This is a genomic window from Nocardia altamirensis NBRC 108246 (assembly GCF_001612685.1).
Lineage (GTDB): Bacteria > Actinomycetota > Actinomycetes > Mycobacteriales > Mycobacteriaceae > Nocardia > Nocardia altamirensis.
In genome coordinates this window covers 76,598-89,259 of record NZ_BDAY01000010.1, presented here as the reverse complement: position 1 = coordinate 89,259, position 12,662 = coordinate 76,598, and the positions used below count along the sequence as shown (strand labels likewise).

Annotated in this window: 11 protein-coding genes and 1 riboswitch; of the genes, 1 reads left to right on the top strand and 10 read right to left on the bottom strand. The window is 67.4% G+C overall.

Features of this window, described 5'->3' with window-relative positions; all coding sequences use genetic code 11:
* Window positions 1-342: 342 nt before the first annotated feature.
* From NA11_RS06635 to NA11_RS06595, 9 genes are all read right to left on the bottom strand, one after another.
* On the bottom strand, window positions 343-1,689 hold the full coding sequence (locus NA11_RS06635) for an ABC transporter ATP-binding protein (RefSeq protein ID WP_069160871.1): 1,347 nt from the start codon (window positions 1,687-1,689) through the stop codon (window positions 343-345).
* Window positions 1,690-1,729: 40 nt separating this feature from the next.
* Window positions 1,730-3,466, bottom strand: a complete 1,737-nt coding sequence (locus NA11_RS06630; RefSeq protein ID WP_069160870.1) for an ABC transporter permease — start codon at window positions 3,464-3,466, stop codon at window positions 1,730-1,732.
* Window positions 3,463-4,179: an MgtC/SapB family protein gene (locus NA11_RS06625; RefSeq protein WP_069160869.1), complete on the bottom strand. Its 717-nt coding sequence runs from the start codon at window positions 4,177-4,179 to the stop codon at window positions 3,463-3,465. The genes NA11_RS06630 and NA11_RS06625 overlap by 4 nt, the downstream gene beginning before the upstream one ends.
* A gap of 301 nt (window positions 4,180-4,480) precedes the next feature.
* Window positions 4,481-4,652, bottom strand: a riboswitch (M-box (ykoK) riboswitch).
* A 115-nt stretch (window positions 4,653-4,767) separates the two neighbouring features.
* A complete protein-coding gene (locus tag NA11_RS06620; RefSeq protein ID WP_069160868.1) occupies window positions 4,768-5,397 on the bottom strand; it encodes a TetR/AcrR family transcriptional regulator in 630 nt (209 codons plus the stop codon).
* A 58-nt stretch (window positions 5,398-5,455) separates the two neighbouring features.
* Window positions 5,456-5,863, bottom strand: a complete 408-nt coding sequence (locus NA11_RS06615) for a hypothetical protein (protein ID WP_069160867.1) — start codon at window positions 5,861-5,863, stop codon at window positions 5,456-5,458.
* Window positions 5,864-5,970: 107 nt separating this feature from the next.
* Window positions 5,971-7,299, bottom strand: a complete 1,329-nt coding sequence (locus tag NA11_RS06610) for a pyridoxal-phosphate dependent enzyme (RefSeq protein WP_069160866.1) — start codon at window positions 7,297-7,299, stop codon at window positions 5,971-5,973.
* Complete coding sequence (locus NA11_RS06605) at window positions 7,299-8,825, bottom strand: type III PLP-dependent enzyme domain-containing protein (RefSeq protein WP_069160865.1); 1,527 nt, start codon at window positions 8,823-8,825, stop codon at window positions 7,299-7,301. Before NA11_RS06605 ends, NA11_RS06610 begins: the two co-directional genes overlap by 1 nt.
* Entirely contained in the window at window positions 8,822-10,111 is a 1,290-nt protein-coding gene (locus NA11_RS06600; RefSeq protein ID WP_069160864.1) for a heavy-metal-associated domain-containing protein, read from the bottom strand. The genes NA11_RS06605 and NA11_RS06600 overlap by 4 nt, the downstream gene beginning before the upstream one ends.
* Window positions 10,108-11,358 (bottom strand): aminotransferase class V-fold PLP-dependent enzyme, encoded by a 1,251-nt coding sequence (locus NA11_RS06595; protein ID WP_069160992.1) that lies wholly within the window; start codon window positions 11,356-11,358, stop codon window positions 10,108-10,110. The genes NA11_RS06600 and NA11_RS06595 overlap by 4 nt, the downstream gene beginning before the upstream one ends.
* A gap of 320 nt (window positions 11,359-11,678) precedes the next feature.
* On the opposite strand from NA11_RS06595, the gene NA11_RS06590 reads away from it, so the two are divergent.
* Window positions 11,679-12,101, top strand: a complete 423-nt coding sequence (locus tag NA11_RS06590; RefSeq protein ID WP_069160863.1) for a pyridoxamine 5'-phosphate oxidase family protein — start codon at window positions 11,679-11,681, stop codon at window positions 12,099-12,101.
* An 83-nt stretch (window positions 12,102-12,184) separates the two neighbouring features.
* On the opposite strand, the gene NA11_RS06585 is transcribed toward NA11_RS06590, so the two are convergent.
* Complete coding sequence (locus NA11_RS06585; protein ID WP_069160991.1) at window positions 12,185-12,619, bottom strand: CBS domain-containing protein; 435 nt, start codon at window positions 12,617-12,619, stop codon at window positions 12,185-12,187.
* Window positions 12,620-12,662: the final 43 nt, after the last annotated feature.

Here is a 12,662-nt window from a genome sequence, read left to right as displayed (position 1 = left end):
CGAAGCCTCGAGTTCCGTCGTGATGGTGGGCGGCGCCGCAGCGCCAGGTGCGCGATGGGGGCGCCTCGGATCGAGAGGTTCGTCGTCCCAGAATTCGTCGGGATCGTCGACGTGATTGTAGAAACCTTGGCCCGTCATCACGGCACCTCGCGGCGACCGTTGAGCAGTGTGGACAGAGTTGCCTTGTCTGGCATCGGCATCGAACCCCCTCGTGCTTACCCCTGGATCGCCACAACCGTCTCTGTCGGTGCCCTTTTTGTCAACCTGACGATCGCCCAGAAGTGCACGAACTGTTGTGGATCAACCGATCTCGCGCTTCCACCTGTGATTCGCCGGGGACTTCTACGTGGTCCACTTTCCGCGGACGCCGTCGAAGACTTGGGCGGCGGGGTCGGCGGTGATTTTGTCGGAATCGGTGTCGTAGTCGTAGAGCTCGGCGTAGCGGCCCCAGTCGATGGCGATGTCGAGTTGACGGCGGGCGTCGTCGGGGCCGAAGCCGCGGCGGAGCAGGTCGAGGAAGAAGCCTGCGCGGAGGCTGCCGTCGGAGCTGCCGGTGAGGCCCTTGCAGATGGTGCGGACCAAGGGGGCGCGGTGGCGCGCCTGCTCGGCGAAGATGCGCTTGCTCTCCTGGATGTCGGCGGTGGTGAAGCGGGTGCCGATGTCGGTGAGCAGGACGTCGCCGTCCTCGACGGTGCTGAAGCCGAGCATTTCGGCGGCGTCGACGAGGGGCAGCAGGTCGTCGATCTCGAAATTGAGCTCGTCGGCGATGTCGGGCAGATCGGCGCGGCCGCCGCCGGCATAGACGAGCTCGACCAGGCCTGCCAGGCCGCCGACCGAGGCGTCGGGCAACGGCTGCGCGGTGGGCGTCGCCTTATCCGGTTCCGCGACAACAGGTTCGGTGTCACGGCCGGTGAGCAGCCCGTAGATCTGGTCGACCATGGCCTCGAACCACGGCGCGCGCCGGTCCCGCGGACGGTGCTGCGCCACCGGGATTTCCGCGATGATCCGGCCGGGATTGGAGCCGAGCACCAGCACCCGGTCGGCCAGCTGCACCGCCTCCTCGATGTTGTGGGTGACCACGCAGATCGACTTGGTGGGGAATCCGTCGGTGGCCCACAGGTTCACCAGCTCGGTGCGCAGGTTCTCCGCGGTCAGCACGTCGAGCGCGGAGAACGGCTCGTCCATCAACAGCAGATCGGGTTCGAGCACCAGCGCACGGGCGAAGCCGACACGCTGACGCATGCCGCCGGAAAGCTCCTTGGGATAGGCGGATTCGAAGCCGTCGAGGCCGATCATGTCGATGGCGGCGAGCGCACGGTGCTGCCGCTCGGCGGGCGGCACGTTCCGAGCGGCGAGGCCGAGCTCGACATTGTCCTGCACGGTCAGCCACGGCATCAGCGCGAACGACTGGAACACCAGCGCCGCACCGGGATTGCTGCCGTTGAGCGGCGTGCCCCGGTAGGTGACCTCGCCGTCCGACGGCGCGATGAGCCCGGCGATGATGCGCAGCAGGGTGGACTTGCCTGACCCGGAACGGCCGAGCAGCGCGACGATCTCGCCGCTGCGCAGTTGCAGATCGATACCGTCGAGCACCCGCAACTCGTCACCGGCGGCACCGGTGAATCGTTTGCCGACACCCGAGATGTCCAGCAGGACTTCGCTGGTGGTGTTGGTGGTGGTCACGGTCATGATCGAGCTCCTGTCGAACGGGTGGAGAAACAGCAGGCGGTCACAGCGAGTACCGCCGTTCGGCCAGTGCGTAGAGCCGCCGCCAGAACAACCGGTTGATGCCGACCACGTAGACGCTCATGACCAGCACGCCGATCAGGATCCGTGGCGAGTCACCGACTTTGGTTGCCTCGTGGATGTAGGAGCCGAGCCCGGCCGCCACCAGCGTGGTCGATCCGTAGTCGACCACCTCGGAGACGATGGACGCGTTCCATGCGCCGCCGGCCGCGGTGATCCCGCCGGTCACATAGCTCGGGAAGATGGCGGGCAGAATCAGCCTGCGCCACCACAGTTTTCGCGGCAGTTGCAGGTTGGCGGCGGCTTCGCGCAGATCGGTCGGCACCGCGCTCGCGCCCGCGATGACGTTGAACAGGATGTACCACTGCGCGCCGAGCGCCATCAGGATGGTGCCCGCCCAGTTCAGGCTGGCGCCGGTCCACACGAGCACGGCGGTGACGAACGGGAACAGGAAGTTCGCCGGAAAGCTGGCCAGCACCTGCACCACCGGCTGCGCGAGCCGAGACACCTTGGGGTTCAACCCGATCCACACGCCGATCGGCACCCACACCGCGGTGGCGAACACCAGCAGCACCACCACCCGGAGCAGGGTGAGGAAGCCGAGTCCGAACGCGTGCACCACCTCGCCGAAGCCCGCGGTGGCGTCGATGTAGTCGACCACGCGATACCCGCCGTAGGCGACGGCGGCCGCCACCACCGCGGCGAACACGAGATCACCGGCGCGGCGGCGCAGCGGCGAAGCGTGCAGCGGGTATTCGGCCAGCCCGAACACGCTCATCAGCCGATCCAGCGGCGCGACGAGCGGGCCGAGTATCTTGCCGAGCAGCACCGGTATGTTCGAGCGCCGCAACAGGTTCAGCACCACGCTGCGCGGCGCCTCGGCCGCACCGGTGTCCTCCACCCGGAACCGCTCCGCCCAGGCGGTGAGCGGCCGCCAGAACAGGAAGTTCACTCCGACGACCATCACGATCATGACGCCGATCGCGATGAACACCTTGCCGAGGTCGCCGTCGCCGGTGGCGGTCGCGACATAGGATCCGATGCCGGGCAGCGCGTACTCGTGGTTGTTCACGCTGATCGCCTCGGACGCGACGAGGAAGAACCAGCCGCCGCCGAAGCTCATCATGCCGTTCCAGACCAGCGGGATCATTCCGCTCGGCACATCGACACGCCAAAACCGTTGCCACCGAGACAGTCTCAGGTTCCGCGCGGCCTCGTCCAGCTCGCGCGGCTGCGCGGCGAGGCTGTGGTAGAACGAGAACGCCATGTTCCACGCCTGCGAGGTGAAAATCGCGAAGATGGAGGCACTTTCGAGGCCGAGCTGGGAGCCGGGGAACAGTGCGATGAACCCGGCGACGGTGATCGACAGGAACCCGAGGATCGGCACCGACTGCAGGATGTCGAGCATCGGCAGCAGCACCGTGCGGGCCCGCCGCAGCCGGGCCGCCGCCGTCGCGTACACGAAGGTGAACAGGATCGACAGCCCGAGCGCGGCGAACATCCGCAGCAGCGAGCGTGCCGCGTAGTAGGGCAACTCGGCCGGATCGGTGGACACCGTCGCGGGCGCGGCGGCCTGGTCGAACGGCACGTTCGCACTGGCCGAGATCCGCACGACCAGCCAGATCAGCACCGCGGCTCCGACGAAAACGACCACATCGGCGTACCGGTTGCGCGGACGGTCGATGGCGCTGCCCGCGGGAATGGACCGCAAGAGAGTCATGCCTGTGGGCCTTTCACATCCGTGGTGGCGATGTGCCAGCCGACGCTGGTCACCGACGGTTCCAGGCTGAGCCTGCTGACCGCGGATTCCATCTGCCGGTCGTCGCGCTGATCGCCGAACAGTTCCGCGCGCACCTCTACCCGGCCAGGCGTGCCGGTGTTCGCGCTGGAGATCGAGATGAGCTGAAAGTCGGTGCGCGTCAACGCCTGTACCAGCAAGGCGCGCACATGCGCCTCGTTGTCGTCGTTGGTGACGGCGGTGAACGCGTAGGAGGCGGGCTGCTCGTGCCCGGCTTCCGGTTGCTTGTCGACGGCGCGACCTGCGGCGCGCAGCGCGACATTCACCGCGACCACCGCGACGGTGCCTGCGGCCGCCGTGCTGTACATGCCCGCACCCGCGAGCGCGCCGACCGCCGCCGCGCACCAGAGCGTCGCGGCGGTGTTGAGGCCGCGCACGTTCAACCCGTCGCGGATGATCACGCCTGCACCGAGGAAGCCGATGCCGGAGACGATCTGGGCCGCGACCCTGGTCGGGTCGGCGGTGCCGCCGGAGAAGCCGTTGGCCGACAACAGCACGAACAGCGTCGCGCCTGCCGCGACGAGCGCGTTGGTGCGCAGGCCCGCCATCCTGGCCCGGTATTGGCGCTCGAATCCGATGGCGGCGCCGAGGCCGACGCCGGCGAGCAGCCGGAGGATCATGTCGAGTGTTGTCATTGACCCGCACTTCCTGAGCTAGTCAGCGCACCGTCACAACTCAAGCCGTCGGCTGGCTCGCTGACGCTCGCGCGCCGGATCCAGTCCAGATTACGGAGCGGTTGCCGTTCCGTCCTTGGCTGAGGAGGTGTCGCCGGGTGAATTTTTGGCTAACGGGGAATTCGGACTATCACCGCCGGGCATCCGGCTCACCTCCCTTCGTCTCTCAGCGCATGGCAAACCAAGCGTTGATCATGTTGATCGTTGCAGAGCGCAAGCTGAGGAACCCGACGCTTGGGCTTAATTCTTAAAAACGCCGGTAGCGCCCCATCCTCGTAAGACCTTTGGCACTTCACGGCGTGAACCCGGCGGGGCCGGGAGCCAATCGGGATCACCCCTTAAGCCGGGGAGATCTGTCCTGACCCGGGGCGTCTCTCGACGTTCGGGGTCGCTGGCCTGTATCCGTGAAGGAGCCTCAGCGAACGATTGGCACCTTGCGGTTGGAAGTAAACACCCGAATGGAACAATTGGCAACCCGGGTGTGCGTGGGGTCGCAGTCGCGGCCGTGTTGCTGGGGCGTCAAACCTGTTGTGGCGCAGCCCGAGACCGTCAGGGCTGATACATCGAGCGATACGCGGTGATCACCGCGACGCAGTGCTCGACGATCTCCTCGCGGGTGGCGCGCAGCGAGCCGTTGAGCCAGGCGGAGAACATGCCCGCGTTGCCGCTGGCCATGGTGAGCGCGGCGAGCCTGCGCTTGACCGGATCGTCGATGTGGGAGAACAGGTGATCCTGCATCAGCCGGGTGAAGACCGGCATCACCGAGATGGTGGTCTGGCCGAGGCCGGTGCTCGAGTACGGCTCGACCAGCAGCAGCCGCGACTTGCGCGGGTCGTCGAGGACCTTGTCGACCAGGATCTGCGCGAGCTCGCGATCGCGGGTCGGGTCGTCGGCCGCGGCAAACGCTGTCATGGGCGGGAGGAATTCCTCGGCCACCTGGCGATAGAGCACGTCGAGCAGCTCGTCGCGGCTGGCGAAGCTCTCGTAGAAGTACCGGTCGGTGAGGTTGGCCCTGCGGCACACGGCGCGCATGGTCACGCCGCTCGCGCCCGCCTCGCCGATCAGATCCAGCGCAGCCTCCAGCAGCGCGGTGCGGCGCGCCTCCCTGCGTTCGGTGAGGGTCGTGCCGCCCCAGATCCGCGGGCCTGCGTCGTCGTCTGATTCCTGGCCTGAGTGCACGCAACCACATTAGTGCCTGGTCGGCGGCGAACCCGCCGACCGTGGCAGGTTCGCAGGCTCAGGAGGTGACGAGGCAGACGAAGCCGAGATTGAGTCCGGTGCCGACGGTGGCGCTGGTCTGGACGAATTCGCCGGAATTGCGCACCGCGTAGAGGGTGTGGTTGCCGGGCAGTAGCGGTGTCCATTTCGCGGTGATGGTGCCGGAGGCGGGCACGGTGATCCAACCTACTGGATCGAACGCGCCGGTCAGATCGACGAAGGCGACGACGTCACCGGGGGTGGCGGTCACCGTCGCGATATAGGTGCAGCCGGTGCCGTACTGGGTGGAGCTGCCGAAACTCAGGCCGGGTGCGACGCCGATGGCGTTGACGGTGGCAGGCGCGGCAGGCGCGGTGAGGACCAATGCGGCGGACATCGCCCCGAAGGAGGTCAGTGCGGCGGCGACGGATTTCTTCGACCGGAACATGATGGGTCATCTCTCTCGGGTACGGATGTGACGTCAGCGCCAGGTCGTGGCGCTTGGAGTAGTCTCGCCGCGAAGTCGCGGCGACACACGCGAAATGGCGTAGGTCGTCAGCCACCCGATTCCAGGGGCAGTCCCGCGTCCCGCCACGCGACGACGCCGCCGGCGAGGCTGGCGGCATCGAATCCGGCCTGCTCGGCACGCAGGGCGAAGCGGCGCGACAGCTCGCCGACCGGGCAGACGAACACCAGCGGCCGGGAGCGGGGGAACGGGATGCCGCCCGCGAACATCTCGTCGAGCTGATCGTCGCGGATGTTGAGCGCACCGGGCACATGCCCGATCCGGTAGGCCATCGCGCCGCGGGTGTCGACGATGAACGGTCTGCCGGTGCGGTCGAGCTCGGCCAGTTGGTCGGGTGTCAGGGTGCGTGCGGTCGCCAATTCCGCTGCGGTGGGCGCTGGTTGGCGGTCCTGGCGGCCGAAGAGTTCCGGCTTGCGCTTCTTGATGTAGGACAGGTACGGCTCGAGCCGATCACAGACGATGAACACCGCGACGATCGGATCCGCCGACTCATCTCCCGCATCATTCAGTGCGCCAAGGGTTTCCAGTGCCGCCGCGTAGCTTGCCCCGCTGGTCGGCCCAGCCAGCACGCCGTACCCGGTGGCCAGGCTCAGCGTCGCGTCCACCGCGCGTATCGCGTCCATGGTCACGATGCGGTCGTAGAAGTCGGGCTGGAAGAGGCCGACCTCCCACATCTCACTCTCCGAGCGGATACCGGGGATGAAGTCCGAGCGCTCGGAAACCACAGCGACGGTGCGTAATTCGGGGTTGTGCTTGCGCAGATAGGTGGCCGCACCCCTGGTCGACCCGGTGGTGCCGAGCCCGCCGATCAGATAGTCGACCCTGGTGATGCCGTCCGCGGCCAGGTCCTCGTGGATCTCCCGGCCGGTGCCGTGGTGATGCGCCTCGATGTTCTTCTCGTTGGTGTACTGGGACAGGTGGCGGTAGGCGCCCGGCTGCTGGGCCATCGTTGCCTCGATCGCCGAGTACACGTTGTTCGGGGTGGTCGGATCGGGGCATTCGGACAGCCCTGGCAGCTCGACGATGTCGGTGTCGAAGAGCCGCAACAGGTCTCGTTGCTCGGTGACCCTGATGCGGTTGGTCACCGCACGCAGCCCGATCCCGTAGCGAATGCCGAGGATGCGCAACGCCTTGGCGGTATTGCCGCTCGATGCCTCGATGAGGGTCTGCCCGCCCGCGACGATGTCGTCGAGCTCGTCGCGGATCATGCCCCAGGCGACCCGGTCCTTCACCGAGCCGAAGGGGTTGTAGGACTCCAGTTTCGCGTACAGCTCCACATTGCGCAGACCGTGCACGGCAGGGTCGAGGCGCAGCAGGGGAGTGTTGCCGATGAGTTCGGTGATGTGGTCGTAGCGCATCAGGGCGCCTCGGCGGTTCGGTGTGGCACCGGTTGGCGCGGTGCGGAGTGGCGCTGCGGCGGGATCGCGGCAGGGCCGGACGGCTCGTAGTCGCCGTCGCGGCACACCTGGAAGCTGCCCGCGCGGTGCGTGACGGCCAGCTTGATCGGTGGCGGCCGCATCGAGGCCGTAGCCGCGGACAGGTCCATGTGGTAGGCGCCGGTATTCGGGAACACCACCAGGTCGCCGGGGGACGGCCCGTGGGCGAGCCAGACCTTGTGATTGGTGATCAAGTCGCGCTCCAGACACAGTCGGCCTGCGAAATACACACCGACCGGCGCACTTTCGGCACGCGCCGCCACCGCACCAGCGTCCGGCGCCGGGCGGTGCGCGGTGCCGGGCAGGACGAGCGGATCGACCATCACCTCCTGGTCGGCCGGTGTCACCGAATCCCGGCTCAGGTCGAGGTTGACCAGCACCGTGCCGTCGGCGATCTCCTTGACGAACTCCACCTTTGCCACCGTCACCCCCGCGTGATCGACGAGCCCCTTGCCCGGCTCGAGCCAGAAATCGAGCAGGTTGTCCGAGGCGACCTCGGCGACGGTGCGACCGCCGTGCCGCTCGAGCGGTGCGGTGAGCACGTCGTCGAGCATCGTGGTCGCCGGAATTGTGTTGGCGTACTTGTGGAACACCGGGATGCCGTGCACCGCGCCGTCCGCGACGTGATAGCCGAAGGTGTTGCTGCCCCAGCTCATCGACTCGCCGCGGCCGAGCAGTGACTCGCGCAGCGCGTGCACGTAGGCGTCGAACCGATCGGCGTCGGCGGTGAACACCTGCCGGAACCCGCCACCGATGTTCAGCACCGTCGGCGTGAGTCCGTGGCCGTACGCCTGTTCGACCAGCGCGAGGCAGGCGTCGACGGCGCGGATCCGTTCCGCGGTGTCACCGGAATCGAGATGAAAAGCGAACCCGAGGAACGTGATTCGGCCGCGATGCGCCGACAGTACGTCGAAGGCGCGCCGAATGTGGTTCAGCGGCAAGCCGAACCGGCTCACCTGGCCCGCGTCGAAACCGGAAATGCGCAGCAGGACAGGCACTCCGGCATCGTCACCGGCCAACTCGGCGATGCGGTGCAACTCCCACAGGTTGTCCACGTTGATCGTGACGCCGCAGTCGATCAGCTCACGAAGGAACACTTCGCCTTTCGGCCCGGTGACCTCGATCCGCGTCGGCCCGAAACCCGCGCCGATCGCGCAGGCCAGCTCCTGCGGTGAGGCCACATCGATGGCGATCCCGGCGTGCTCGGCTGTCCTGACGAAGGCCCGCGACTGATTGGCCTTGTGCGCGTAGCAGATTCGATAGGACGACAGGTGACGATCGAGCACCGCGCGGAACGTGCCGAGGTTCTCCGCGTACACCTGCGGGAACACCAGGTGCGCCGGTGCGCCGAACCGCGACAGCGCCTGCGCGACCGCGTCGGGGGAATCGAGAAACGTGCGAACCAGCGGGTGGAGCTTGGCTGGTAACGCCGGTGGCGGTGCCGTCATACCGCGGTTTCCGACGGAGCGGCCGCCACGGCGTCCTCGGCCGCGCTCTCGGGCCGCTCGGCGACCGGGTTGTAGCCGCCGTCGCGGATGGCCTCGAACGCCCTGGCCCGATTGCGCGGACTGCGGAACTCGGCGACCACGCGCTTGCTGATCAGATCGATCTCGATCACCCGGATGTCCATCGACTCAAGCACCCCGGTGATGGTCCGCACGCAGTGCTTGCAGGTCATGTCCGGCACGTAGAACACCTGGTCCTCGGCGGTGGCCACGCGATCGGCGGTCGCCTCGTCGAGTGCGGCACTCACCTCGGCGATCTCGCAGCGGCCCGCGACTTCGGTGAATACCGCGACGAACTGGTCGATCACCACCGGCAGGATGCTGTAGTGCCCGCCGCCGAGGTGGTGTGGCATCGCGGCCAGGCACGCGGGCCTGGTCCCCGCGGGCAGCAGCGCGTACTGGCGCGAGATGAGGTCGAGATCGTCGTGGTACTTGGCGATTGCCTCCGGGATGCTCAGTCCCTCACTGTGCGTGGCGCGGCGCATCACCGTGTGCGCGTCGGAGATGGTGGCGTCCTTCATCGCGCGCAGCGTGGCGACCGTCTCGGCCGAGTAGCGCACTGTGCCGTCGGGCTGCGCGATCAGGGTCACCGGGATCATGCCGCGCCGGTACGTGGAAGCCTGCAGCTCCCAATACCATCGGGTGGCGACCGCGGCGAAGAGCCCGGATTCGTGCATGCCGCTGGCGAATTCGGCCGCGCTGCGGTAGGGCGTCTGCCTGGCGAGCAGCGCGTGCTGGGCCAGCGCTCGCCCGGCCGCCTCGATGCCGACCCGGAAGATGTCCATCGGCTCGTGGTCGGTGGTCGTCCCGTCGAGCATCGCGTGCTCGCGCGGGCCGAGCGCCGAAATCCGCTCGGCGAAGGCAGTATTCGCTGCCAGCGCGTGCCAGAGCGCAAGCACGGTCTCGCGCATGGCGATCGGCACGATCGGCCCGAGGCCGTCCGCGCGGTAGTGGCCGGTGTTGGGGATGCCGTCACTGTCGGTCCAGGTGATCCGATGGGTGGCGCTGGTGACCTGATAGGCCCGGCACGGCCGCATGAACCGCTCGAGATACAGCCGTTGCGAGTAGGTGAGATGACTGTTCGGCTCGGTGTGCAGTGTGGTGGAGGTGAATTCGAACCGGCGCCGGTCCGGGATCGCCACCGGCGCGGTGAACAGGCCGGGCTGCGCCAGCCCGGCCAACACCCGGGACGCGGCCCTTCGGTCATAGCGCGGGGTGTCCGTAGTCATGTGACCTCCTCGGCAATCGTCATGACGCACTGGGTGAATCGGTCGATCTCGTCGGCGGTGTTGTAGATGTGCGTGCTCACCCGGACCGAGTCGTCGTTGCCTGCGGCCGGAGTGCAGTGCAGGCCGGTGCGAACCAAGAAGCCTAGTTCGCCGAGCACGAAACCGAGGTCGGTCGCGGTGATTCCGTCGAGCGTGAACGAGACGATGCCGTAGCCTGCCGCGCCGGGCGCACGCGCCGGGCCGCGCAGGAATTCCAGGCCGTGGATCGGCCGCAGCCCGTCGATGAGGCGCTCGGTGAGCGCTCGGCTGTGCGCCGCGATGGCGGCGACATCGAACGATTCGAGCACCTCCAGCGCGCTGCCCAGCGCGAGAATGCCGGGGATGTTGGGCGTGCCGCCCTCCAGCAACGCGGGCATCGCGTCCGGGATGAGCCCGGCGTCGCCGAGCCGTACCCCGGAATTCCCGCCGGGCAGGAACGGCACCAGTTGATCGTGAACACGTCTGCGGCAGTACAGGATTCCGGTGCCTGGCGCACCGAACATCTTGTGCGCGGCGAAGATTGCGAAATCCGCGTCGAGCTCCGCCACGTCCACCGGCAGGTGCCCGCCGCTCTGGCTGCAGTCGAAGCACAGCAGGATCCGCGGATCCAGCTGGCCGCGCAGCTCTTCCAGCGTGGTCAGGCCGCCGTACACGTGGTGCAGATGACTGGTGGTGATCAATCGCGTGCGCGGCCCGACCTTGGCCGTGATGTCGGCGGTGTCGGCCCGGCCTGCCTCGGTCGTCCGGTAGGGGACCAGCGTGATTCGGCGGCCGAACCGGGCGAGCAGGCCGCGCAGATGGTGCCACGGATGCACATTGGACGCGTGATCGCTTGGGCTGTAGAGGATTTCGTCACCGTCCTCCAGCATCGCCAGGCCCCAGGACAGCGCGACGGCATTGAGCGCCGCGGTGGCGCCGCCGGTGAAGACCACCTCGTCGGCATGCGCGGCGCCGATGAAGGTCGCGGTGCGCTCACGCACCCTGGCCAGTCGCGTGGTCAGGCTGGTCGCCCACGGATAGGTGCCTCGCCCGGCGTTCGCGGTGCGTGAGCTGTGATAACGGTGGATGGTCTCGATGACCGGCAGCGGCTTCTGGGTGGTCGCGGCGCTGTCCAGGTACACATCGGTGGATTCCGCGAGTGCGGGGAAGAGCTTGCGAATGGCGGCGGGCGGGGACAGCGCCGATAGTCGGGCGGCCGGTGGCCGCACGAAATGCGACCTCGGGGCGTGGGATCGCAACGTGACGCTCCCTCCATCGAAGCGCTCCGTCAGATGCGCTGGACGCCACCAACGATACGCACTTTCCATAAGCTGTTCGAAGGTTTCTCCCGGGCAACAGGTTTCAATATCGAAGACCGGCCTGCGACGAGACTCAGCAGACTCTCGCACGTAGACCTCGACGGACAGGCCGCTCCTGCCCGGGAGGGCTCCCACTGAGCCCGAAGAGTCAACCGCAACGGAATAAGACAAACATCGTGGCGTGTACTACTCGGACCGGTGCAAGGGCGTTAGGCCGTACCTTGGCAGTCATGGCATTGACCTTGGAAGAGCGTCAAGAGTTTCTCGCGCAGCCGCATATCGCGGCGTTGTCGGTGGCGGAGGGGACCGATCGAGCCCCGTTGACTCTGCCGATTTGGTACCAGTACAAGCCCGGCTCGGAGCCGTGGGTGTTGACCGGTCCTGATTCGCGGAAGATGCGGCTGATCAACGAGACCGGTCGGTTCAGTCTGATGGTGCATCGAACAGTACCGACCATTAGGTACGTGACGGTGGAGGGGCCGGTCACTCGCATCGAGCCGATGACCAAGGAACTGCACCTGGAGATGGTCACCCGCTACCTCAGCGGGGATTCGGTGGCGGCGTACTTGAAGGAGGCCGAGTCGTTCGGGCCGCAGGTGGCGGTGTACCTGAAGCCGGAGCATTGGGTGTCGGCGGACCTGGGCGCGGTGTAACCCGAAAGGCACTCGGACAGCTCAGCGCACGGCGCACGCTCGGACGGCGCCGTGCGTGGTGCTGAGCGGCGCGGGCGCCGAATTCAGTACTTGCCCTGCAGGTACTCGACCAGGTGCTGGCGTTCGGTGGCCAGTTCTGAAATGGCGGTCTTCACCACGTCGCCGATGCTGACGATGCCGACCAGCCTGCCCTGATGGACCACGGGCAGGTGCCGAATTCGGTGCTCCGTCATGGTCTTTCGCAGCCCGTCTACGGGGTCGTCGGGCGCGCAGGTGCGCACGTCGGTGGTCATGATCTCGGCCACCGGGGTGTCGAGCAGCTCCGCGCCGCGCGCGTGCAGACTGCGCACCACGTCGCGCTCGGAGATGATGCCGACGATCCCGTCGCCGTCCGGCGAGACCACCACCGCGCCGATGTTGTGCTCGGCGAGCGTGCCTAGCAGGCTGCGTACCGTCGTGTCGGGCGCGATCGTCGCTACATCGCTGCCTTTTCTGCGCAAGATCTCGGCTATTCGCATATTCACCATCCAGACGTTCGCGGCATTCTCAGGATCCCAAGTT

Bases quoted from the DNA above. Each gene is read 5' to 3' on its own strand.
- NA11_RS06635 (WP_069160871.1), bottom strand. From the start codon at position 1,689: ATGACCGTGACCACCACCAACACCACCAGCGAAGTCCTGCTGGACATC.
- NA11_RS06630 (WP_069160870.1), bottom strand. From the start codon at position 3,466: ATGACTCTCTTGCGGTCCATTCCCGCGGGCAGCGCCATCGACCGTCCG.
- NA11_RS06625 (WP_069160869.1), bottom strand. From the start codon at position 4,179: ATGACAACACTCGACATGATCCTCCGGCTGCTCGCCGGCGTCGGCCTC.
- NA11_RS06615 (WP_069160867.1), bottom strand. From the start codon at position 5,863: ATGTTCCGGTCGAAGAAATCCGTCGCCGCCGCACTGACCTCCTTCGGG.
- NA11_RS06610 (WP_069160866.1), bottom strand. From the start codon at position 7,299: ATGCGCTACGACCACATCACCGAACTCATCGGCAACACTCCCCTGCTG.
- NA11_RS06605 (WP_069160865.1), bottom strand. From the start codon at position 8,825: ATGACGGCACCGCCACCGGCGTTACCAGCCAAGCTCCACCCGCTGGTT.
- NA11_RS06600 (WP_069160864.1), bottom strand. From the start codon at position 10,111: ATGACTACGGACACCCCGCGCTATGACCGAAGGGCCGCGTCCCGGGTG.
- NA11_RS06590 (WP_069160863.1), top strand. From the start codon at position 11,679: ATGGCATTGACCTTGGAAGAGCGTCAAGAGTTTCTCGCGCAGCCGCAT.
- NA11_RS06585 (WP_069160991.1), bottom strand. From the start codon at position 12,619: ATGCGAATAGCCGAGATCTTGCGCAGAAAAGGCAGCGATGTAGCGACG.